Below are 23,743 nucleotides of genomic sequence, written 5' to 3' on the forward strand. Positions count from 1 at the left end.
GAGCTGCAAAAAGATGGATCGTCGAGTCGATTGAGTGAACCGCGACGCGTGAGCGGACAGGTCTGCTCGCATCACCCGAGACCCTACGGCCTTCGGCTGACGGTGAATCAGGAACTCGGGATGGACCATATAACCGACAAACCGTTGGTAACACTTGCTGCCAGCGGAATCAGTTTCTAGACCCGTGAACTACGCTTGAGTGTGAACTCGGGCAGGTGAACGATTTGGCCACCGCTGATTGCCGATTCGTGCGCACAGATACCAACGCACGTCCAGTTGGCCGATGTGACTGCATCGGGGCGAGGTGATCGGTCGTCCAACACCGCACGCACAAACTCGTTGACCAGGTGAGGATGCGAACCTCCGTGACCACCACCTTGCACGAATGAAAGGTGCTCGGCATCGTGGATTTCTTGTGCCTGTGTGAACCGTCGAATGGGCTCGGGCAAGCGGTCCGCAAAGTCGGGCACCTCGATCGGTTGTGCGATCTCGGGTTCCGGCATCTTTGCGGTGTGCAGAACGTGAGGCTGGTTTTCAATCAATGTCCACTCGAAACTCTTCTTCGTCCCGTACACGTCAAAGCTCTCGCGGTACTGTCGCGCGACGTCATACAGGGTTCTCCAAATGTGAGCTGTCAGATCCATGTCTTGGATCTTGATATGGCAAGTTTCGACCGCAAACTTGCATCCCGATTTCTTGGCGATGTCTTCGCGAACGGTGCCCGAACCAAAGCAACTGACGTATTCGGCAAGCCCGTCGACCAATCCCAGACAGGGGCTGACCACGTGTGTCGCGTAGTGCATCGGGACCATCTTTTGCCAGTATTCCGGCCAGCCATCCATGTCTTGCGGATGCGATGCCGCCAAGTGTTGGATATCACCGAGCTCGCCTCGTTCGAACATCTCCTTGATGAACAAATACTCACGGCTGTAGACAACCGTTTCGGCCATCATGTACTTCAGACCCGTCTCTTCGACCTTTTCGACGATCTGTCGGCATTCATCAATCGTCGTGGCCATGGGCACCGTACACATGACATGCTTGCCCGCATCGAGTGCACGCAGAGACATCCACGCGTGATCGCCGATCGGGCTGTTGATGTGGACCGCGTCCACATTTGGGTCCGCCAGCAACGCGTCAAAGTCTGTATAGCGACTGGCGATGCCGAATCGATCCGCCGTTTTGTTCATTTCAACTTCGTTGCGACGGCACACCGCGATCACCTCGGCATCCGGGTGTGCGTGATAGATCGGTATGAATTCGGATCCAAAACCCAACCCCACCATCGCCATTCTGACTCTACGGTCGCTCATTATCGCGGATTCCTTTTTAGTTGAGGTCAGAGTGCTGACCACACAAACAAGTTGCCAACACGCAACGCACCCGACCTCGGACTCGTTTGCTTTTGCTGAGTATAGGTTCAACGAACACGAAAAAAATGTGAATTTACAAACTCTTCATGTGAACTTTCACCACTGCGACAGGCACCTTCGAATACACTCCGAAGCAATGGAAAAACAAAAATCAGTTGCGTTGCTGATCGAGTCTTCGAATGCCTATGCGCGGGGACTTTTAAGCGGCATCGCCTCCTACATTCACGAACACGAGCTCTGGTCGATCTACATGATCGAACAAGAACGCGGCGCTCCCCCGCCGGCCTGGCTGAAGGATTGGAACGGCGACGGACTGATCGCGAGAATCGAGAACGATGCGATCGCAAACGTTGTTAGAAAACTAAAGATCCCGTTGGTCGACGTCAGTGCCGCTCGCAAGGTTAAAAAGATTCCCTGGGTCGAAACCAATGACACTGCGATCGCACGAATCGCCTTTGAACATTTTCGTGAACGCGGATTCGTACACTTTGCTTTCTGCGGTGAACTGGAATTCATGTGGTCGATTCAGCGACAACAGGCGTTCGAACGTTTCGTGAACGACGCGGGATTTTGTTGCAGCGTGTTCACACCAAACACCAAACCCACCAAGACTCTCTCCCTCAAACGCGAGCGAACTCGAATGGCGAAATGGCTGCTGGCATTGCCGCGGCCCACCGGGATCTTGGCTTGTTACGACATCAAGGCTCAACAAGTCTTGGACGTCTGCCGTGAATACGGCATCAAGGTTCCGATGGAAATTGCGTTGCTGGGCGTCGACAATGACGAACTCCTGTGCGATCTGTGTACACCTCCGCTATCGAGCATCATTCCGGCCGCCCATCAAACCGGTCGCGAAGCAGCCGCCATGCTAGATGTGCTGATGAACGGAGGGACAGTCGAACCACTGGCCAAACTTCTTGAACCGCTCGGCGTCGCGACTCGCCAATCCACGGACGTGCTGGCAATTGACGATCCCGAAATCGCATGCGTTGTTCGCTTCATTCGCGATCATTGCTGTGACGGCATCAACGTCAAAGATGTGCTCAAGACCGTCCCACTTTCGCGCCGCGTACTCGAGCATCGCTTTCAATCCATCATCGGCCGCACGCCTCACCAAGAGATCGTCCGACGTCGAATCGATCGAGTTCGGCAACTGTTAGTCGAAACAGAGTTGACGCTGGCGGAAATCTCCCAGCGATGTGGATTCCAGAACCAAGAATACATGAGCGTTTCCTTTCGACGCGAGATGGACGTGCCACCCGCCACGTACCGCCGAAACGCGAGAAGACGATACGAGGATGATCCGACGAACGAATCCTCGTAGCCGACTTCTTACGGACAACGCTGGATTCAGACACTTACGGATTCAACGGATGGATCAACGGTGAGCTGACGCCATTGCCAGACGCTCCGGTAGAGACATACTACGCCAGCGACCTGAGCCACAACGTGTGTGTGATTGGAATTCCTGAATGAAACTTCGTCATTGTGGCGAAACGGCGTAGCGTGATCGGCCAAAGGTCTCGCTTTCGAAAACGAATGTCCGCTTTCCTGTTGTCAAGAAAGACTTCTATTGATCCCAAGTGGCACATTTTGGTGCGCGATGACGGCAGCACTTCTGTACACACTCGGCATTCTAATGCTGAAGCGGTCGACCGACTGGAAGCCTGGACCGTGGCGTACCACTCTGTTTTGCAATTGGGTCACCGCGATCATATTCTTGCCGATGCTGTGGTGGGGCGAACCGGTCCATGACTGGTCGCTGTGGTGGCAACCCGTGGTTTCGGGAGGGTTCTTTGCTGCTGGACAAACGTTGGTCGTTTTGGCGCTGACGCGCGGAGACGTTTCTGTTGCGACGCCGATGCTTGGGCTGAAGATTCTGTTCGTGGCTGTACTATTGGCTTGTTTTACCGACCAGTCGCCATCGGCGAGAACCTGGCCTGCGGCGGGACTGGCGGTCGTTGCAGTCGCCTGCCTTAGTTTTCGAGGGCAATCTCTCGTTCCTGGGTCAGCGAAAGACGATGGATCGAAGGCCTCTCGTTTCGCGATGGGAAAACTGAGCTATACGGTGATCACCTCGATTGCGGCCGCCGTGGCGTACGCAACTTTCGATTCGACGGTACAAGTCTGGGCTCCTCGGTTTTGCGCAGCAACTTTTCTGCCATTGGTCATGATTTCGTCCGCCACTTTTTCACTCGGCATGATTCCGATGTTGGAAGGTCGCTTCCGTGATATTCCTCGGCCGACATGGCGATGGTTGCTACCCGGTGCGGCACTAACAGGTTTACAATCCGTTTTCCTTACGTACGCGATCGGAACTTGGGGACATGCCGCGGCAACCAACGTGGTCTACAGCTCTCGGGGTTTGTGGAGTGTGCTTGCCGTCGTATTCGTGGGACAGTTTTTTTCGCGAGAAGAATACCATGCGCCGCGCAGCGTTCAGGCGATGCGGTTGTTGGGGGCACTGCTGATCATGATCGCGATCGCTTTGATCCTTTAAATCAAATCAGCCGATTCAAACCAGCTAGAATCAACAACACTCGTTTCACTTCGAATGTCCTGGGGGGGAATACGTTGCCCAAGCCATCGGTAACGCGACCTGATTTAACGAGCGACCTCACAAGTGCATTGATTGTCAAACAGAGACAAGGCACATTGGATGCCTGGGTTTAGAGTTCCAATCTGCTTCCTGTTCTGTATTGTTTGTCGTTCTGCGAGCGGTGAATGTGCGAGATTTTTCCGATTATCTCAAGAGATTCTCATGACACCTCATCCATTTGCTTTTTGCCTCTACCTGCTCGCCGGCACACTGACGCTCAACGTGACGACTGCCCTCGCCGAGCGACCTAACTTTGTGATCTTGATCGCCGATGACGTCAGCTACAACGATCTCGGCTGTTTTGGCAGCCTGGATGCCCGCACCCCCAGAATCAATGCTCTTGCGATGGAAGGCCTGCGTTTTTCGAATGCGTTTCTAACGGCCAGTAGTTGCAGCCCGAGCCGCAGCAGCATCATCACCGGGCGCTACCCACACAACAATGGACAAGCCGCCGAACTTCATCAAGCAATCTCGGGGCACTTGCCTTCGTTCACCGGAACCCTGCGTGACAACGGATACTTCACGTGCCTGGCCGGCAAACACCACATGACGTGGGATGACGCCGCGACCGTGGCCGCGCCGACGGAGCCGTTCGACAAAGTTTTTCAACCCAACAACAAGGGCAACTCGGGTGGTCACGCGAACTGGATCAACGCGATCGAGCAGCGTCCGGTGAATCAACCGTTTTGTTTTTGGTTCGCCTCGTTGGACGCGCATCGCGACTGGGATAGCGACCAACAGTGGGACGAAGCGTCGTACGGCCCGATGCATGAACCCGACCGTCTGCATCTGCCGCCGGCGTTTGTGGACACCCCAGAGACTCGCGAGGATTTCGCATCGTACCTGAACGAGGTCACTCGATTCGATCACTTTGTCGGTCGGGTAATTGACCGTCTGAAAGTCGAAGGCGTTTTCGATAACACGTACATCTTTGTGTTGGCCGACAACGGACGTCCGTTTCCGCGAGCCAAGACACGACTGCATGACGACGGGATGCAAACGTACCTGATTGCCACGGGGCCAAAAATTCAACGGCCCGGTGCCGTCTGCGACTCGCTGGTCAGCGTGATTGACATCGCACCCACGATCACACAATTGGCGGGTGCTGAGAAGCCGGAGAGTTTTCAGGGCGAATCGATGCTACCGTTGTTCGAAGACCTGACGTCAACCATTCGTCCGTATGCGTTCTCGGAACACAACTGGCATGATTACGAGTCGCTTGCGCGTAGCGTGCGAGATGGCCGGTGGCTGTTGATCAAAAACTTCCGCCCACAGTTCGCGATGCAAGGACCAGCCGACTCGGTTCGCAGCCCGACGCACCAAGCATTGCGATCCGCCGCCGCTTCGGCGGAACCCTTGACTCCGATCCAGGCGGACGTATTGGCAGCACCGCGACCCGAAACCGAACTCTATGACACCGCAGGCGATCCACACCAAATTCACAACTTGGCCGACGATCCGAAATATGCTGTGATCCAATCGCGTCTTCTCAGCACGCTTCGAACGTGGCGAGAAAAAACAGGAGACGATATTCCCGAGAAGATTACACCAGATTTTTTCGATCGCGACACCGGTGATTCGCTGCACCTGGGAAAGGCGGTCGCCGACCAACGAAGGCAACCGTATCCAGGGAATCGGCATCGGGCCGACACAATCAACCACGCGGGGTTCTAGTCCGTCGTACTGGCCCGATGGCCTGCGCTGAAAAGGCTGCTCGCCCTAATAATCGACAACTCACTACCGGAAACGATCGTGCTGTTAAACAAAATCAGCCTCGCCGTACTGATCGCATTGAACCTGCCGTCGGCGGCATTTTCCGCAACGATCGAACTTGGTCCCGACGGAGACTGGTTCAGCATACTTTCGGGCGATCGTCTTGCGCCAGGCGACGAAGTCGTATTGCGACAGGGTGTCTACAGCGATGCACGACGCTTGGTGATCCGACATTGTGGCGTCTTGGGAAAACCAATCACGATCCGGTGCGCCACACACGAAACCGTCGTCTTCAAACGTCCCGATGCCAAGCAAAACACGCTCAATTTGGAAGGCACCCAACATTTGCAACTAGTCGGATTTGAGATTACCGGCGGATCATCTGGGATTCGCATCGGACCTTACCAGGGCCGACAACCCAGTGACGTGGTCCTGGAAGGTTTGCATATTCACGATATCGGTGGAGTCGCGGTGACATGCAACCACGAAGCCGGCGACTACAAACGAATGACGTTTCGCGGCAACCATATTCACCATACCGGTGGTCATGGCGAAGCGTTTTATTTAGGAGGCAACAACGGGACCGCGATCATCTCTGACTCGTTGATCGAAGACAATTACATCCACCACCTCGACGGAGACAACATCAGCCAAGGCGACGGTGTCGAGATCAAACAGGGAAGCTACGGAAACCGGATCGTCAGCAATGTCATTCACGACACCAAATACCCGGGGATCACGGTCTATGGAACTGCCGGCCGAACGCAAAACCTGATTGAGCACAATTTGATCTGGAACACCGGTGATCACGGCATCCAGGCCGCTGCGGATTCGATCATTCGCAACAACTTCATTGCCGATGCCGGTGGTTGCGGAATCTATTCGCGCGAACATCAGAGGGCTGTCCCCAACAGTTTAAGAATCGAAGGCAACTTCGTTATCACTCGAAAGAATGCGGCGTTGCGAATCATTGGATCGACATCGGAAGCGACCGGTTCAGGCGTCCAACTGATTGCCAACCGATTGTTTACCGCGAATGGCCACCCCGCAATTCGAATCGACAATGTCGTGAAGGTCTCCATCGACCAGAACCGAGGACAAGGCGAAATCATTGGCAAAGATGTGGATTCCAAGCAATGGAGTACACTCACGCAACCCGATCACGTCGACTTCCCCGAATTGAGTGGTCACCTTGTGTGGCGGTATCTTAGGCGATCCATCGTCGAGTCCATTTTTACCGAATCGGTGATTCGGAAATAGAATCACATTCTTTGTCGGCACCACTGATCTGACGATTTCTAAGGCTACCGAAATGAAACGATCTCAAACCATTTTCGCTATCGCTCTTTTCGCACTGGTCTCGGCCCGTTTGGCGGTCGCTGGTCAGCCGAATATTTTGGTGATTCTGGCGGATGACTTGGGATACTCCGATATCGGTTGCTACGGTGGCGAGATTGCGACACCCAACATCAATGCGATGGCTAACGCAGGATTGCAGTTCACTCGTTTTCGCGGGACTCCGATGTGCGTCACGTCGCGGATTGCGTTGATGGCGGGAATGCCGATGGACTATGCCGGCGGACACGCGTACTCACATGCCGCACCGCTTCCGATGGTGATGAAGCAAGCCGGCTATCGAACGATGATGACGGGAAAGTGGCATGCCGGCGAACCCGACCCCAGATCGAAAGACTTGTTTGATCGATCATTCGGATTTCTCGGCGGCATGACCGACTGTTTCATTGGCGGCAACGATTGGTTCTTGGACGATCAACCGTTCAACGACTTTGCCAACGATTTCTATTCGACCACTGCTTTTGCCGACAAAAGCATCGAGTTTATGAAAGAGTCGGTGGCGATGAAGAAGCCGTTCTTGATGTATGTGGCGTTGAATGCGCCCCACCATCCATGCCAGGCTCCTGAAGCAACGGTAAAAAAATACGAGAACCGATACGGCGTTGGGTACGATGCGATTCGCCAGCAACGTCGTGCGAAGCAGATCGAAATGGGATTGATTGATCCGGCGTGGACCATGACGCCGCTTGGAAATGAAGTTCGTGTCTGGGATCAACTGAGCGATCACCGACGTCGCATCGAAGCCGGGCGAATGGCCGCCTACGCGGCCGCCGTTGACGAAGTCGACATCGCGGTGGGGAAGCTAACGACTTTTGTGCGTGATGCGGGAATCGAAGACGACACGATCGTCATTTTTTTGTCGGATAACGGCGGCGACTACAGCAACGGTTCGATCGACGGCGACGAGAAACAGATCGCGTGGAAACCCCATGGCAACCCGTCATCAAGCAACGGATGGGCAGCGGTGAAGGCAACTCCATTTCGATACTACAAGCACGCCTGCCATGAAGGTGGGATCGCCGTACCGATGGTGATCCAATGGCCCGCTGGCATCTCTCTAGACTCAGGCGACCGTGTGGATGCAGCAGCCAGCATCGTTGACTTGTACCCGACGCTGATCGAATTGGCGGGTGCGACTTACCCGGCTGAGTTCGCCGGTCATGCGACTCGCCCGCTGGCGGGATCGTCACTTGTTCCTTTGATGAAACCGAACGGCCATCGCGAATCAAAACCGGTCTTCGAGTACTACGACTTCTCGCGGTCGTGGATCGACGACGAATGGAAGGCCGTCAGCCTTTACAACGGACCCTGGCAATTGTTCGACCTGCGGTCCGATCGCGGCGAGTCAATCGACTTGGCTGCTCAACATCCCCATCGATTGAAACAACTTTCGGATCGATGGATAGCGTTCGCCGACGAATCCGGTATTCCAAACGCGACCGAACCCGTATCGAGCGTCCAACACGGTTGGGGATGGCACCGATTGAAGATGGCTTGCCCGAGCCTCGTTGCGATGACACCGGCAAACGGATCGGTAACCGAATCGACATCGGTACGCCTTCGCATCGAATTTGCCGGCGCGATCGATTTTCGCGGCACCGAGAATCGATCGATTCGCGTCTACTGCGAGCCCGACGAAGCGACGCCGATTTGGACTCTGGATCCCGACGCCACTCACCCGTCGCAGGGCAAACGGCAAGTCGATCTTGGCGAGTTGCCGATGCTGGAACCAGGAAAACAGTACTACGTCCTCTGGGATCCGGGTTGGATCCGCGTCGATGGTCGGCCGGTAGGCCCGCTGAACGACGGCGCGTATTGGTGGCGTTTCACGACACCGAACTAGCACCAGTGCCGATCGACCAGCGACTAACCGATCGATGAAGACTCGATCGACTCCAACAATTCCTGAGCCATTTCGAGCGGCGGAGTTGATTTCGCGACTAACTTGGCAACTGGCTTCGCCGCGATCTTCGCGACCGCCGGTTTACGATAGCCGAAGAAGCCGCGATTCTGAATCAGTTCCGCGACTTCGGTTGGAACGTGGTCAACCCAATTCGGATCGCCTTTTTCGATTTGCCGCAGGACTTCACGAGAGAACGTCGATAGGTGCGACGGATCGTGCGTGTCGAGCTGTTCGATACAACCCTTGTCGACCAAGTATCGATAGAGCGTGCGAATCTCTTCGGCCACCTTCAAGTTATCCACCGTCGTCAGATCGCCGCTTTCGCGGTTGAGCAACGGATAGATGTACAACTTCAAATCGTTCTTAAACAACCGACCGAACGATTCGAGGATTCCGCCATCGAGGCTGGTGTAATACTTTTCGTCGAACAGCTCGACAAGGCTGGCCGCGCCCATCGTGATGCCGATCTTCTTTTTCGAGTAGCGAGCCAAGTAGGCGGCCAATCGATAGTATTCGAAGTAATCGGAAATCAGAACGGTCATCCCGCAAGCCGCCAACATATCGACTCGAGCGAGGAAGTCCCGAAGATCGATATCCCCGTTCGCTTTCAAGTTTCGCATCGTGATCTCGGCCAGCGAAACCACTTGATCGGCGTCGACGCCTTCTTCTTCAACGAACTTTGCCTTGGCAGCATCCAGCATGTCGACATTGACGTTCGTGACCGGGCGGAAACTACCGCGTTCGACCAAAATGGGCTTCTTGTACAACACTTCCGACGGCTGCAACACTTCGCCATCGGCCGAGAACATCGCTGCGCTGCTAAGTCCTAGTTGAACCAATCGCAAGCTCATCACCCGATTGTCCACGTGACGGAACGCGATCCCCGAGAACTCGATCATGTCGATCTCGATGCGTCGCGTGCTCAGATTATCAAGCAGCGATTCGATCAATTGGTCCGGTTCGTGGTTCAGGAAGAACGCACCGTACAATAAGTTCACGCCGACGATGCCGAGAGCTTCTTGTTGCAACGCGTTTTCGGTGTCCAACATCCGGACGTGGATGATGATTTGGCTATCTTGGTCGCGTGGGTGAGCTTGGAAGCGAATGCCCATCCAACCATGACACTCGTTGGTGCCGTGGAAGTTGCGAGCCGAAACGGTATCGGCGAACGCGAAGAATGCCGTTGTGTCGCCGCGACTTTCTTTCAGCCGCTCGAGGTTCAACGCATGTTCGCGGTCCAGCATGTCTTGCAAACGTTGGCGGCAAACATACCGTTCGCAATGCCCATAGATCGCGTCGCTGACGGACATGTCATAAGCCGACATGCTCTTTGCGATCGTTCCGGCGGCGGCACCGACTCGAAAGAACCAACGAACGACTTCTTGGCCGGCGCCGATTTCGGCGAATGATCCGTAGCGGCGGGCGTCCAAGTTGACGGCCAGTGCTTTGCGTTCTGTGTTTGGTCGTTCGGTAGTCATATCGCGATCCCCGGTGAGTGCCCTTTGAGTGAGTCCAACGAAAATGAATGGACTACGCAAAGGGCCGGGGTTGCGAAAAACTAAGCGATCGTGACGAAAAAACGGATCGACGACGAGACAATCGTTACGAGCGATTCATTCCGACGCGAGGTGCGAATTGCAGAGCGTGTCCTACAACAACGACCTAACGACGAAGTAAGACGATCCAGTCCTCGGTTGCGTCGCTCGGCGGTTGGCCGACATTTACCGACGATCCACCGTCGACACTTGTCACTGAGCCCGACTGCATCGCACCGCCGACGCGAGGATTGAACCATTGGACGCGGAACTGCCCGGTCGCATCGGAAAGATCCAAATCGGCCGACCCTCCCGATGACAGATACACCACATAGGTATCGTTCGGCTTTGCCAGACAGTACTTGGTGTTTTCATGCTTTGCATTTCCGACCAAGGCATCGCGATTGGACATTTCCCAGAACGGAATCTGGTTGTCGTGAAAGAAGTTGATCGCAATTCGGCAGTAGTCCCAACTCTGATCGCGGCTTCGCCAGTCTTCGCAAACCAAATCATTCTCTTCGAACTGATAGCCAAAGTAGTACTCGACACCAGCGCCACCTCCCATCAACGTTCCCCACAGCGTTTGCTTGCGGATCTCGTGCTGGGTATAGGCCATCTTTCCCGTTTTGTCGTGGCCATCAAAACCACGGTATCCGAGATCGGGGCATTGCCCGTGCGCGGCGCTGCCTGATTCATCAAACGCGACGATCCACGGCTTGCCAGCGGCGGCCGATGCATCGACCCATTTGACAACCTGCCAATGAGTATCCGCGATGGCGCTGTTTTGTAAGGACGCGCCAGTCATCGCAGAGCCTTTACCGAGCAGCGGTTGGTACTGCTTGTCCTGTTCACCCGGAAACGTGTGCGTCACTCGATTGTGCTGATACGCATCCAGCGAAGCGATGTAGTCAACCATCGCGCGGATTTGCTGTGTCGTCTGAGTGTTCTCTTCGCTGATGTTCCAATTCAAGGCCAAGTTGTGCGCGTAACGTGCGATCAGTTCACGGCAATACAGTTTTCGCTGGACGCCTAAGTTGCCGCCATCGAGCGACTCGGGGATCTTGTCGTCGTTTTCGGTTTCTTGCAACTTGAAGTGCAAGTACATCCCTTTGGCCGTTCCGTGATCGAAAACGACACCCCACTGGTCCAACTTGCTGCAATCGTAATGCAGCTTGTCATCGCGATGAATGAACGGCCACACGTTGTCGCCATCGCCACCTGCGTTGTACGTCAAAAACGAAAACGCGTTACAGCCTTTGCCCGAAAGATAGTTGACCGCACCGATCAAACCTTTTCCTTTCCCGTCTTTCCAAGTCGGATTGCCCGCTTGCCAATCCTTAACGTGCGGTGCCCAAGTTTTCAGCGGCACCTTCTTTTTGATTTTGCTTGCCGTCGTGCCATCAAAGTCAACGTAGCCGAGCAACGTTTCGGGCGCGTCGGCGCCCGCCTTCAAAAAATACTGACCGCTGCCGGCAAACTGCAAATAGTGTTTCCCAACGTAACTCAAGCGTCCCTGCCCACGCAGGTCGCGGCCGGTCTTGTCCGATTCACCGATCGTCAGGGTCCCCGATTTTCCGTCATAGGGCGCAAGTGCTTGGCCACCACCATCCAGCGCAGCTAATTTCCCTGCTTTGAAGGCGATGCTGTAATTCCAATCACCAATTCGATCGGCAGCAAAGTGAGCTCGCCAAGCGATCCCCGACTCGGCCGACGTGTTCCCCGCATTTCCATCGGCAGCAAAGTATCCGGGAACCGTATACGTCGTTCCATCGGAGTGCTTGAACGTCACCGACATCGCATAGTCGGTGAAAGGGTTTGGTTCGTTGTCCTTTTCGTGCGCGTATGGCCCAGCCAGCGTCAGCGAAACCTTGTGCCAACGCTTCGTTTCGCCAATGATTGCGACCGAACCGTCACCGTTACTTTCGCGTGGTTGAATCAAGGGCAAATCACTGACCGGTCGGGTGGGACTGGCGTTGACCTGCTGCGTCTTTTCAACCGGCTTGGTTTGCCTGCTCTGAACCGCGATCAAGGATGCGGCTTGCTTGCGAGTCGCATCATCGGCCGGCTTGAACTCGACCGCAGCCCAACGGGCGCGGCTAAACTCTTTGCCATCTTCCGACGCGATGGCCGACGAAATCGAGAGGATGGTGCCGTCGGTGACCTGCACGTTCGTCCAAGTCTTTCGGTATTGAGATCCTTCTTCGTAGGTCACCGTGCTTAGCGGGCAAGTGAAGTCACCCAGTACTTCGTCGTCTAACTTCACGCTGTAGGTCGACATTCCATCACTCTCGCCGATGGCTTGCAATGAAATGTCGTAACGACCCGTCGGATAGGGGATCGTCATCGACGTGGTGGCTTTCTTGGCTTTGTCGGGATTGATCGCCATCCACTTGCCCTTGTCCAAGTAGTAGCCCGTACCGGCAAGATTGAAGTCGGCCGCGTTTATCCGGAGCGAATCAGATCCGCTTTGCGTTGCTTTCGCTTTCGACTGGGAAACCGACGGAGGCTCGGCAATCAGTGTTCCGGCGGCTGGCAATGTTCCCGAATGAAGTTTGGATGTCGGACCCGCGTCGGCGGGGCGAACGAAGTCGCGATCCGTCGTCATCAGCCATTTGTCGAACTCGAAACCGTCTTCACGCATCGAAAACGAGATCGTGTGTTGGCCCGGCGTCGTGATTTCCAAAAAGATCTTGTGCGGTTCACCGCAATGTTCCTTCTCGGTGCGTTGTTTGCTGCCCCACCGCCACGTGTTCTTGCCTTCGCACCACTGCATCCGTTGACCGCTTGCCGGCCACTCGCCGTCCAGGCCGACGTGCAAACCGTTGTCTTCGCTTCCGCTTGAATAGCAACGCACCCATACGTAGTACTTGCCGGGCGTATCGAAATTTACTTTGTAATTCAGAACGGCCATCTTGCCTGGATCGGGCGAGAAGTTGGTTCCAACGATCAACTTGTCCGCGTGGGTCCGGCGGGTGTCGGGCAAGACTTCCAAGTACGCACCGCCACTTGCACCATCGGCGTGCGAGGGATCTCCGTCCGGTTCGACGCCAGGACTATCCGCCGCGCTGGTCAGATGAAACGCTCGCACTTGCGTTTCCGTCTGGCTGGCATAGTGTTCGGCCTCGACGGCGACGACGCCACCGAGTTCTTGAAAGACGACTTCTTCGCTACGAGCCGACGCAGCAACCAAACTTAAGGCGAGTACAAAAAGGGTCATTTTCATGGAAGCAGTTCAAAATCTGGAGTGTGTTTCAGTAGCTAGACAGTTCACCAATGTTCACGACGATCGCTTGGATCAGTCAACAAACTCTTTGATGAACAGATTTCGAAACCGATAGGTCTGTCCCTTCTCGCCATGGTGCTGGATCGCGATGTAGCCCTCGGCATCCGTCGTGTCGTGCAAGTCCGTGACCTTCACGCCGTTGAGCGTGATCACGATATGATCGCCACGGCACGTTACCTCGTAACGATTCCAGTCGTTGCGTTTGAGCGCGTTGCGGATCTCGGGTTGCTTGAAGTACTCTTGCGATTCCTTCTCGTACTTCAAGAACTCTTTCTCGGATCGGCCTTTGGTACTGGGCCAGACCCATTTGCGGCGACCTTCATCGAACAAGCCTGCCGACCAACATCGGTCGGAACCATCGCACTCGGCTTGGTAGCCATATACCTTATTGGGTTCGACGTGACATCGAAACATGACGCCCGAATTGGCTGGACCGTCGGGCAAATGGATGTCGACGACCACGTGAAAATCGGCGTAAGTTTTCTCGGTCACCAAGAAGAACTTTTTATTCGCCAGCAAATGGATCTCGCCATCGACAACCTTGGCGTCGCCATAGTCGAACGGGTTGCGCCAACCTGAAAGATCCGTTCCGTTGAACAGCGGCGTGAAGCCATCGGCGACCATTTGCTGGGAGGTTTGATCGACCGATACGGAAGTCGAGTCTTCCGCGTTGACGCGATCCATCGCGAACGTCAACCCAAGCAGGATCGTGGCGGCGGCCAAAGTGAATTTCATGGGTGAGTTCTTTCGTTTCAAGAGATTCAATTCATTCAAGGCATCAAAGTATATCTAAACATTCATCGTAAACTTGCTCACATACGAACGAAAACACTGATTCTCAATCACGATGAGAGTCTTCCCAATGGCTAAAACTTCACTTCACCGTTTGCGAACACCTGCTCGAACTGCCGGTCTCGCTGATGCCGTAAACGGAGTATATTTGGGCTGACCTCGCCGCTCCGTGAATTCGAACCAGCAACGACGACACGACCATGAGAAACCTTTGCGTCTTGCTATTACTTTTGGTTTCGACTCGCGGGGGTGGCGTGATTGCGGACGAATCGCAACCCCCGCCAGCCACGCCTTTGCCGACCACACCTCGAAGCGACGGCGTGATCGACCCAACGACGCTAGACGGAAAGGTCATCTGCGGGTACCAAGGCTGGTTCAATTGCGACGGCGACGGCGCAGAGTTGGGGTGGACCCACTGGGCAAAGAATCGCAACCGACCGCTCGCTCCGGGCAACGTCAGCGTCGATCTGTGGCCAGACGTTTCGGAACTGGAACCCGAAGCACGCTATGCGACGGATTTCCTGCACACCGACGGGAGCTCGGCCGAAGTCTTCAGCAGCGGCGATCGATCGACCGTGATGCGGCACTTTCAATGGATGAAGCAATACGGCATCGACGGTGTCATGATCCAACGATTCGCCAACGGACTCGCCGATCCGAAACTGCGACGACACAAAGACAACGTTCTGGCCCATGCACGCAAGGCCGCCGCAGCTAATGGCCGAGGGATCGCGGTGATGTACGACTTGTCGGGACTTCACCGTGGCGCGGTGAAGCGAGTTCGCGAGGACTGGCAACGACTGCAAGAGACAAGGCTGACCGCTGACCCAATGTACTTTCATCATCGCGGCGGCCCCGTCGTCGCGATTTGGGGAATCGGATTCAGTGACGATCGCGACTATTCGATCGAAGAGTGCATGAGTCTGGTGAAGTGGCTGAAATCACAAGGCTGTACCGTGATGCTGGGCGTTCCTTCGTTTTGGCGTGAAGGAACTCGCGATGCGACGAGTGATCCAAGACTTCATGCCATCATCGAACTGGCCGACATCATCAGCCCCTGGACCGTCGGCCGGTATCGATCACCAAGTGAAGCGACGAAACACGCAACCGCGGTTTGGCAGTCGGACTTAAAATGGTGCGTCGAACGCGAACTCGACTTGATGCCGGTCGTTTTCCCAGGGTTCAGCTGGCACAACCTGACCGGACAATCATTGGATTCGATCCCGCGTTTGAAAGGCAAATTTCTATGGTCGCAAGTGGTCGCCGCCAACCGAATCAAGTGCCGAATGATCTATGTGGCGATGTTTGATGAAGTTGATGAGGGAACGGCCATTTTCAAATGCACCGATGATCCGCCGACTCAAAATGGCGGAAAATTCTTGGCGACCGAGGGACTGCCAAGCGACCACTACTTGAAGGTGGTCGGTCGAGCAGGGCAACTCTTTCGAAACGAAATCGTGATCGAGAAGCAGACACCATGAAAGCAGCGACGATCAGCCAACTCAAAAAAACGCTCGTCAAATTGGATCACGATGCCTTGTTGGATGCCTGCTTGCGATTGGCAAAATCGAAGGTCGACAACAAGGAACTGCTAACTTACGTCTTGATGAAGTCCGTCGACGAACCCGCCTACGTCGCCGAGGTTTGCGACGAGATCGACGAACAGATCCCCGCCGCTAAGACGATCCACAAGAAAACGCTCCGAAAGATCGTGCGGGTCATGGACAAACGGATTCGACATTCGGGCGATCGCGAAACGGAACTACAAATTCGCATTTACTTCTGTCGACAATTCGTCGATCGGGGCATCCGATTCGGGAACTGCCGAGTCAGCGCAAACATGTACGCATCTCAGCTGAAGAAAATCGAAAAGGCGATCGAGCGAGTCCACCCCGATTTGCAGTTTGACTTTCGCCAAGACATGCGCGGTCTTGATACCTGGATTCGATGAACCGCAATGGCGCGGGAGGTGAACTACTTCGTTCGCCGTGCATCAACCGAGTCGGCCAAGTCCTGCAGCATCGCAACCGTATCTTTCCAACCGATACAGGCGTCGGTGACACTCTTGCCACGAACCAGATCGGGATCGCTGAGGCTTTGATTGCCTTCGACCAAATTGCTTTCGACCATCACACCCATGATTCGACGGTCGCCGTCGGCCACTTGGCTGCAAATGTCGCGGCACACGTATCGCTGGCGCGCGAATTTTTTGCGACTGTTCGCGTGAGAGGTATCGATCATGATCCGCGCCGTTAGATTGGCTTGTTCCAATAAAGCGGATGCGGCATCGATGCTGGCGGCATCGTAGTTGGTGTGCAGGCCGCCTCGCAGGATGACGTGACAATCGCTGTTGCCGGTCGTTGCAAAGATCGCAGACGTGCCCTCTTTGGTGACTGACAAAAAGTGGTGTGGCCGCCGGGCCGAACAGATCGCATCGACGGCGATTTGCACGTTTCCGCTGGTGCCGTTCTTGAATCCAACCGGACATGACAAACCGGACGCCAACTCGCGATGCCCCTGGCTCTCGGTCGTGCGGGCACCGATGGCGCCCCAACCGACCAAGTCGGCGATGTATTGCGGGCTGATCAGATCCAAAAATTCCGTTCCGGTTGGCAATCCCAGTTTATTGATGTCGCGAAGCAATCCTCGCGCGGTGCGAAGACCACGGTTGATCTCGAAACTGTCGTCGAGTCCCGGGTCGTTGATCAGGCCTTTCCAGCCAACGGTCGTGCGTGGCTTTTCGAAATAAACCCGCATCACGATCAACAGTCGATCTTGGTGTTTTTGTTGTTCGGCCGCCAACAAACCGGCGTATTCCATCGCCGCTTCGGGGTCGTGGATCGAACAGGGCCCGACGACAACGACCAAACGGTCATCTTTTTCCGCCAAAACTTGCTGAATTCCACCACGGCCTTTGGCAACAGTTTCAGCCACTTCCGGCTCGACGGGAATTTCTGCCATCAATTCTTGTGGCGGCATCAAGGGCTTCATCGCCCGAATTCGCAGGTCATCGGTAGCCGGCGTTGGAGTCTTTTCGGTCATCGTGGGGGCCTGACAGGCTATCGAGTCGAACTAGGAGCCTCGACTATCGTTGATGCGCCGAAAATATCAATCGGGGATCCAGACTCGATCATCGGTTTTGTCGCAAGATCCTAACCTCGTTACGGCCCATCAACTATGATGCCGCCTGATAACCCTACGCTCGCGTTTGCCATCCCATAGGAAGTTCCCTTGCCCACGCCCGTTCAAGATTTCCAAAGAAATGATCGTTTCGTCCGCTTGCTTTTGTCGATCTCGGCGATTCTGGCGATGGCCGTTTCGCTGGACCGATCGTCTGCATCAGCACAAACTGCGAAGCCGAACATCGTCTTTATTTTGGCGGATGACTTGGGCTGGAGCGACACGACGCTGTTCGAAACGACCAAGTTTTACAAAACGCCGAACATCGAACGGCTCGCCGCGCGAGGAATGACGTTCACGCACGCGTATTCATCCAGCCCTCTGTGCTCGCCGACTCGCGCCAGCATCTTGACCGGACTCAGCCCCGCACGGACGGGGATCACGTCACCGACGTGCCACCTGCCGCAAGTGGTTCTGCAGGCCGAGTCGACCGCGGCGGGAGCCGCCAACATGATGGCGACCATCCCCAGTTCGGTGACCCGACTGGATCCTAAATATTACACGCTTGCCGAAATGCTAAGTGACAACGGTTATGCGACCGGCCACTTCGGCAAGTGGCACTTGGGCCCTGAGCCGTACTCGCCGTTGCAACACGGGTTTGATGTCGACATTCCGCATTGGCCCGGCCCCGGACCCGCCGGCAGCTACGTTGCGCCGTGGAAGTACCAAGACTTCGATCCGCAAACGCCCGACGAACACATCGAAGATCGCATGGCATTGGAAGCCGTCGCTTTCATGGAAGCCCACCGCAACGAACCGTTCTTTTTGAACTACTGGATGTTCAGCGTTCACGCGCCATTCGATGCGAAGGCAGCCCTGATCGAAAAATACCGAAAGAACATCGACCCCAATGATCCACAACGGTCACCGACGTACGCCGCCATGGTGGAAAGCATGGACGATGCCGTTGGATCATTGCTCGACACGCTCGATCGATTGCAAATCGCTGACAACACCATGATTGTCTTCGCATCGGACAACGGCGGAAACATGTACAACGAAGTGGACGGCACATCGGCCACCAGCAACGCGCCGCTAAAAGGCGGCAAGGCAACGATGTACGAAGGCGGCGTTCGCGGACCTGCGATCGTGACATTACCCGGTATCGTGGACGCGGGGACCCGCAGCGATGAAGTGATTCAAAGCAGCGACTTTTATCCAACCATCCTTGAACTGCTCTCGATCGCACCCCAAGGTGATCAATCGTTCGATGGGATCAGCATTGCACCGGCTCTCCGGGGCGACACATTGCAACGCGGTGCCATCTTCACGTTCTTTCCGCATTCGCCGGGAATCCCCGACTGGTTACCGCCGGCGGTTAGCGTCCACCAGGACGACTGGAAACTGATTCGCATTTTCCACGGTGGTGAAAATGGAAAACACCGCTTTAAGCTCTTCGACCTAAACAACGACATCGGCGAATCGAATGACCTGTCTGCGTCTCAACCGCAGCGAGTCGCGGCAATGGATTCGTTGATCGAAGCATTCTTAACTGACACCCAAGCAGCGTTGCCCCTGCCCAATCCCAACTTCGATCCGTCAAAATACGATCCTGACAAAGAAGGGAAGGCGGCATTGAAAGGTGGTGCCGACGCGCCACCGAGAACCCCGCCACGCAAAGCCACCAAGCCAGTCGCCGGATGGCAAGCCGAAGGCAATTGCACCGTGAGCGTCAATGATGGTTCGCTCGTCTTTTCCAGCGACGGCGGCGATCCGCACGCGGTCTATTCATTGGATAAACCGGTGCCACCGGGCAAGCGGACGCTACAGTTCACGATGACGTCGAATTCGACAGGCAACGGACAAGTCTTTTGGCACGAACAGGGAATCAAACCGCCGTTCATCGCCGATCGCAGCGTCTCGTTTGATGTCACGCACGATGGCAAACCGCAAACCTACTCCGTTCCCTTCACAACCAGTCATCCGATCTTGGCCGTTCGCATGGATCCCTCACGCGGCCCGGGAACGCTGACCATCACCGACCTTTGCTTGATCGCCGAAGACGGCACCGTTTTGAAGACCTGGCAGTTTTGATCCACGCTGCTTAGCAAAGCTCCCTTCGTTTTGCTTTGACAATCGATGCGATCGCGTGCCAGACACCTAACCGTTGTAAATCTGTTTCCTTGGAGCTTGCTTGACGATGAATCGTCTTTTTCTTTTGCTATCGATGATGATCAGTTGCGTCTCAATGTCGGCAGCCGAGACGACCTTTGACGTTCTTTTCAACGGCAAAAACCTAGATGGATGGAAAGGCCTGGCCCCATTTTGGTCCGTGCGTGATGGAGCGATCGTCGGTGAATCAACCGCCGAAAACCCAATCAAGACGAACACGTTTTTGATTTGGCAGGGCGGCGACTTTGGCGACTTCGAGTTCCGATGCTTGGTTCGATTCACGGGCAACAACTCGGGCGTCCAATACCGCAGCGGCATCGTCGACAAAGACAACTTAGCGTTGGCCGGCTATCAAGCCGATCTGCATCCCAAACAAAACTACTTGGGCATGATGTACGGCGAGAAAACCGGACGAGGCATCATCGCAACGGGCGGCCAACGTGTGGTGATTGGTGACGATGGGAAACCACAGGTCACCGATCAATTGGCGCCAATCGAACCAACCGACGGTGACCACTGGAACGAACTACGAATCGTTGCTGTCGGCAATCGTATGGTTCATCAAATCAACGGCGTCACGACCGTCGATGTGACGGACGACCACGTTGACGCCAAGATGTCCGGCTTGCTGGGGCTTCAATTGCATCAGGGCCCCGCGATGAAGGCCGAGTTCCGCAGCTTGCTGATTCGTAAACTGGATGGCGAAGACGCCGCCCAAACGATGGCGAACGCCGTCGAAACGACATCGCTTCGAACGGACGATGTCGTCACTTCCAAAGCGTCGCCGCGTCCGACGAGCAACTCACGGGTCGAAGAAACTCCCAAGCCGACGTGGATCTGGGCTGACGAAGCTTCCAACGGTCAATCCGTTTGGTTTCGCCATCGCTTCACCGTTGCCGGCAAGGTTAAGAACGCTCAGATCTATGCCACGTGCGACAACAAGATCCAAGTCTCGATCAACGGTAAAAACATCGGCGCCAGCAACGCGTGGGAAAAACCGCTGACGCAAGACATCACCGCCGCGATCGAGAAAGGTGAAAACGTGATCGCGGTGGCCGGCCAGAACGAAGGCGGTATCGCTGCGATGGTCGCCAAGATCGTGATCGAAATGGCTGACGGAAAACTGCAAACGGTGGTTTCCGATGGTTCGTGGAAGATCAGCGAACAGAAAGCGGACGACTGGGATGCTGCCTCGTTCGACGATGCGAGCTGGAAAACCGCGACGACGATTCGCACCATCGGCGGACAACCTTGGGGCGTTCCGGGTTCGCCCAATGACGCGGGTGATGGATCACGGCCATTAGATCCACGGGATATCGTTGTGGCACCCGGATTCGTGGTGGATCGGATTTACGACGTGACCGACGACCAAGGCAGTTGGGTGTCGCTAGCCACCGATCCGAAGGGACGTATCTACGCGTCGGATCAACAACAAGCGGGACTGTATCGCTTGACCATCCGCGAAGACGCCGCACCGTTGGTCGAAAAAGTTTCGGTCGGACCGTTGAAAGACTTATCGGGCGCTCAGGGGATGGTGTGGGCCGACGATAGTTTGTGGTTTCACCAAAGCGGTGGCAAGCTGCAACGCGTTCGTGACTCCAACGGCGACGATGTCTTAGATACCATAGAAGTGATTTCGAACTCCACGGAAGGCGGCGGCGAACACGGCAACCATGCCGTCATCCGAACCGAAGACGGCGAGGCGTTGTATCTGGACGGCGGCAACCACGCGCCGTTGGCCGATCACAAATCAAGTCGCGTCCCCATGTGGTCCGAAGGTTTGCTGCTGCCTCGGATGTGGGACGCTCGCGGACACGCACGTGGCAAACTGGCACCGGGCGGATGGGTCACTCGGTTGGATCCGAACACTCATGAACAAACCGTTCACTCGATCGGTTACCGCAACCAATACGACATCGCACTGAATCGTCACGGCGATTTGTTCGCCTACGATGCCGACATGGAATGGGACCTCGGATTGCCCTGGTATCGTCCGACGCGGATTTGCCAAGCGACCAGCGGATCGGATTTCGGTTGGCGAAGCGGTTCAGGGAAATGGCCCACCTACTACGAAGACACACTGCCACCGGTCGTCGAAATCGGGCCCGGTTCGCCGACGGGAATGGTGTCGGGCGGGGGAACCGATTTTCCGACCAAGTATCAAGACGCGATCTTCGCGCTCGATTGGACTTACGGAACCATGTACGCGATTCACTTGACCGAAGACGGTGCAGGATATCGCGGCGAAGCGGAACCGTTTCTCTACAGTTCGCCGCTGCCTTTAACGGACGCCGTCGTGGGCAGCGATGGAAGCCTCTACTTTGCCGTCGGTGGTCGCGGCACTCAATCGGGATTGTTTCGAGTCCGTTACGTCGGTAACTCGCGACGAGACGCGCCGACGGCCAACGATCCCGCGTCGACGAACGCTCGATCACAACGACGGAACCTGGAAGCCTTCCATGGCATCATCAGCGACAATGCCATCGCAACAGCTTGGCCGTTTTTGGCAAGCGACGATCGCTTCTTGCGTCATGCGGCGCGCATTGCCATTGAAAGCCAGCCCGTCGACCGCTGGGCAGATCGCGTCGCCGGTGAACCCGAAACACAGTCTCGGATCACGGCATCCGTCGCGCTAGCCCGAATGGGCAACGATTCGCATCAGGCAAAACTTGTCGACGGCTTGCTGGCGATGGATGCTGCTTCGTTGTCGACCAACCAAACACTCGGCTTACTGCGTGCCTATGCACTCGCGTTTTCGGAACTTGGCCCACCCAACGACCAGCAGCGATCGGCCGTGATCAAACAGCTAAGCCCAATGCTGCCTAGCGATGACGCCGACGTAAACACGGAATTGATTCGTGTGCTGACTTACCTACGTGACGAATCGTTGGCGGCGAAAGCCATTGAGTTGATTCAACATCGCGATGCACCAGAGCTTCCGCCGTGGTTTGAGTTGGCCCAACGGAACTCGCGATACGGCAGTGCAGTGAAGCAGTTGATCGCTAATCATCCGCCGACACGCGAACTGGGCTATGCGTTCATGCTTCGCAATCTTCGTCAAGGTTGGTCGATGGATGCTCGTCGCGCGTACTTCGAATTCCTGAACCAAGCCGCATCGGCATCGGGCGGTGCCAGCTATGCCGGATACTTGACCCGAATTCGGGACGAAGCCCTCGCGACGTGCAGCGGCACCGAACGTAAGGCACTGGAAGGCTTGACTGGAGAAGACTTCAATCCGAAGCCTGACTTTGCGATCGTCGAACCGGTCGGCCCCGGTCGCAAGTGGACCGTGGAATCTGCGCTCGGCGCTAACCGCGGATCGAAAGACTTCCAACGTGGGCGTTCGTTGTTCTTCAGCGGCAAATGTGCCGCGTGTCACCGATTGCAGGGACTGGGCGGCGACATCGGCCCAGACTTGACCAGCGTTCGAAACAAGTTCGACGAAAAATATCTTGTCGAAGCGATCATCCACCCCAGCAAGCACATCTCCGATCAATACGGATCGTCGCGAGTGTTGACTGCCGATGGTCAAGTGCTGACGGGACTGGTCGTCACCAAAGACAACGGCGATCTGACCATCTATCCGATCGACGAGAACGCAAAGTCGGTTGAAGTGGCAGCCGACGATATCGAGTTGGTCGAGGAGTCGAAGATTTCCCAAATGCCCGAAGGCTTGATCGATCGGTTCAACGGCGACGAAGTCAAAGACCTGATCGGCTACATCATGGCCGGCGGCGATGCCGATGACGGCGTGTACACGAAGGGCAAGAAGTAGCCGCTTGGCATAGCCTGCGATGCTGCCGAACGGATTTCCCCAATTCGTAAGCGAATGGGCTTGCCAAAAGCAAGCCGTGCAGGATAATTCGTACAGTCGGTCACGAGTTTCGACGATTAGTT

At 55.5% G+C, this 23,743-nt stretch carries 14 protein-coding genes; 9 read left to right on the plus strand and 5 right to left on the minus strand.

Annotated elements, in window-relative coordinates:
* Nucleotides 1–176: 176 nt before the first annotated feature.
* Nucleotides 177–1,313, minus strand: a complete 1,137-nt coding sequence (locus tag Poly51_RS12340) for a Gfo/Idh/MocA family protein (RefSeq protein ID WP_146457887.1) — start codon at nt 1,311–1,313, stop codon at nt 177–179.
* Between the two features lie 196 nt (nt 1,314–1,509).
* On the opposite strand from Poly51_RS12340, the gene Poly51_RS12345 reads away from it, so the two are divergent.
* The 5 genes from Poly51_RS12345 (at nt 1,510) to Poly51_RS12365 (ending at nt 8,884) form a co-directional block, all read left to right on the plus strand.
* The gene (locus Poly51_RS12345; protein ID WP_146457889.1) at nt 1,510–2,697 is read left to right on the plus strand and encodes a XylR family transcriptional regulator; all 1,188 of its coding nucleotides are present in this window, start codon (nt 1,510–1,512) and stop codon (nt 2,695–2,697) included.
* Nucleotides 2,698–2,976: 279 nt separating this feature from the next.
* Nucleotides 2,977–3,873 carry an EamA family transporter gene (locus tag Poly51_RS12350; RefSeq protein ID WP_146457891.1) on the plus strand — a complete coding sequence of 299 codons (897 nt, stop codon included), beginning with the start codon at nt 2,977–2,979 and terminating at the stop codon, nt 3,871–3,873.
* A gap of 261 nt (nt 3,874–4,134) precedes the next feature.
* On the plus strand, nt 4,135–5,646 hold the full coding sequence (locus tag Poly51_RS12355) for a sulfatase family protein (protein ID WP_186775504.1): 1,512 nt from the start codon (nt 4,135–4,137) through the stop codon (nt 5,644–5,646).
* 78 nt (nt 5,647–5,724) lie between these two features.
* On the plus strand, nt 5,725–6,945 hold the full coding sequence (locus Poly51_RS12360; RefSeq protein WP_186775505.1) for a right-handed parallel beta-helix repeat-containing protein: 1,221 nt from the start codon (nt 5,725–5,727) through the stop codon (nt 6,943–6,945).
* Between the two features lie 52 nt (nt 6,946–6,997).
* Complete coding sequence (locus Poly51_RS12365; RefSeq protein WP_146457898.1) at nt 6,998–8,884, plus strand: sulfatase-like hydrolase/transferase; 1,887 nt, start codon at nt 6,998–7,000, stop codon at nt 8,882–8,884.
* A 23-nt stretch (nt 8,885–8,907) separates the two neighbouring features.
* On the opposite strand, the gene Poly51_RS12370 is transcribed toward Poly51_RS12365, so the two are convergent.
* From Poly51_RS12370 to Poly51_RS12380, 3 genes are all read right to left on the minus strand, one after another.
* Nucleotides 8,908–10,422 (minus strand): TonB-dependent receptor, encoded by a 1,515-nt coding sequence (locus tag Poly51_RS12370; RefSeq protein WP_146457900.1) that lies wholly within the window; start codon nt 10,420–10,422, stop codon nt 8,908–8,910.
* 184 nt (nt 10,423–10,606) lie between these two features.
* Nucleotides 10,607–13,696 (minus strand): DUF5060 domain-containing protein, encoded by a 3,090-nt coding sequence (locus tag Poly51_RS12375; RefSeq protein WP_146458492.1) that lies wholly within the window; start codon nt 13,694–13,696, stop codon nt 10,607–10,609.
* Nucleotides 13,697–13,774: 78 nt separating this feature from the next.
* Entirely contained in the window at nt 13,775–14,497 is a 723-nt protein-coding gene (locus Poly51_RS12380) for a 3-keto-disaccharide hydrolase (RefSeq protein ID WP_246114447.1), read from the minus strand.
* Nucleotides 14,498–14,754: 257 nt separating this feature from the next.
* Between Poly51_RS12380 and Poly51_RS12385 the strand changes: the two genes are divergently transcribed.
* Together Poly51_RS12385 and Poly51_RS12390 are read left to right on the plus strand one after the other, a co-directional pair.
* Nucleotides 14,755–16,035 (plus strand): glycoside hydrolase family 71/99-like protein, encoded by a 1,281-nt coding sequence (locus Poly51_RS12385; protein WP_146457902.1) that lies wholly within the window; start codon nt 14,755–14,757, stop codon nt 16,033–16,035.
* Nucleotides 16,032–16,505 carry a hypothetical protein gene (locus Poly51_RS12390; RefSeq protein WP_146457904.1) on the plus strand — a complete coding sequence of 158 codons (474 nt, stop codon included), beginning with the start codon at nt 16,032–16,034 and terminating at the stop codon, nt 16,503–16,505. Before Poly51_RS12385 ends, Poly51_RS12390 begins: the two co-directional genes overlap by 4 nt.
* A gap of 23 nt (nt 16,506–16,528) precedes the next feature.
* Here the strand turns inward: Poly51_RS12390 and Poly51_RS12395 are convergent, their stop codons facing one another.
* Entirely contained in the window at nt 16,529–17,596 is a 1,068-nt protein-coding gene (locus tag Poly51_RS12395; RefSeq protein ID WP_146457906.1) for a 3-deoxy-7-phosphoheptulonate synthase, read from the minus strand.
* 189 nt (nt 17,597–17,785) lie between these two features.
* On the opposite strand from Poly51_RS12395, the gene Poly51_RS12400 reads away from it, so the two are divergent.
* The gene (locus tag Poly51_RS12400) at nt 17,786–19,768 is read left to right on the plus strand and encodes a sulfatase (protein ID WP_246114448.1); all 1,983 of its coding nucleotides are present in this window, start codon (nt 17,786–17,788) and stop codon (nt 19,766–19,768) included.
* Between the two features lie 106 nt (nt 19,769–19,874).
* Nucleotides 19,875–23,621, plus strand: a complete 3,747-nt coding sequence (locus Poly51_RS12405) for a family 16 glycoside hydrolase (protein ID WP_146457908.1) — start codon at nt 19,875–19,877, stop codon at nt 23,619–23,621.
* Nucleotides 23,622–23,743: the final 122 nt, after the last annotated feature.

It is taken from the genome of Rubripirellula tenax (genome assembly GCF_007860125.1).
Lineage (GTDB): Bacteria > Planctomycetota > Planctomycetia > Pirellulales > Pirellulaceae > Rubripirellula > Rubripirellula tenax.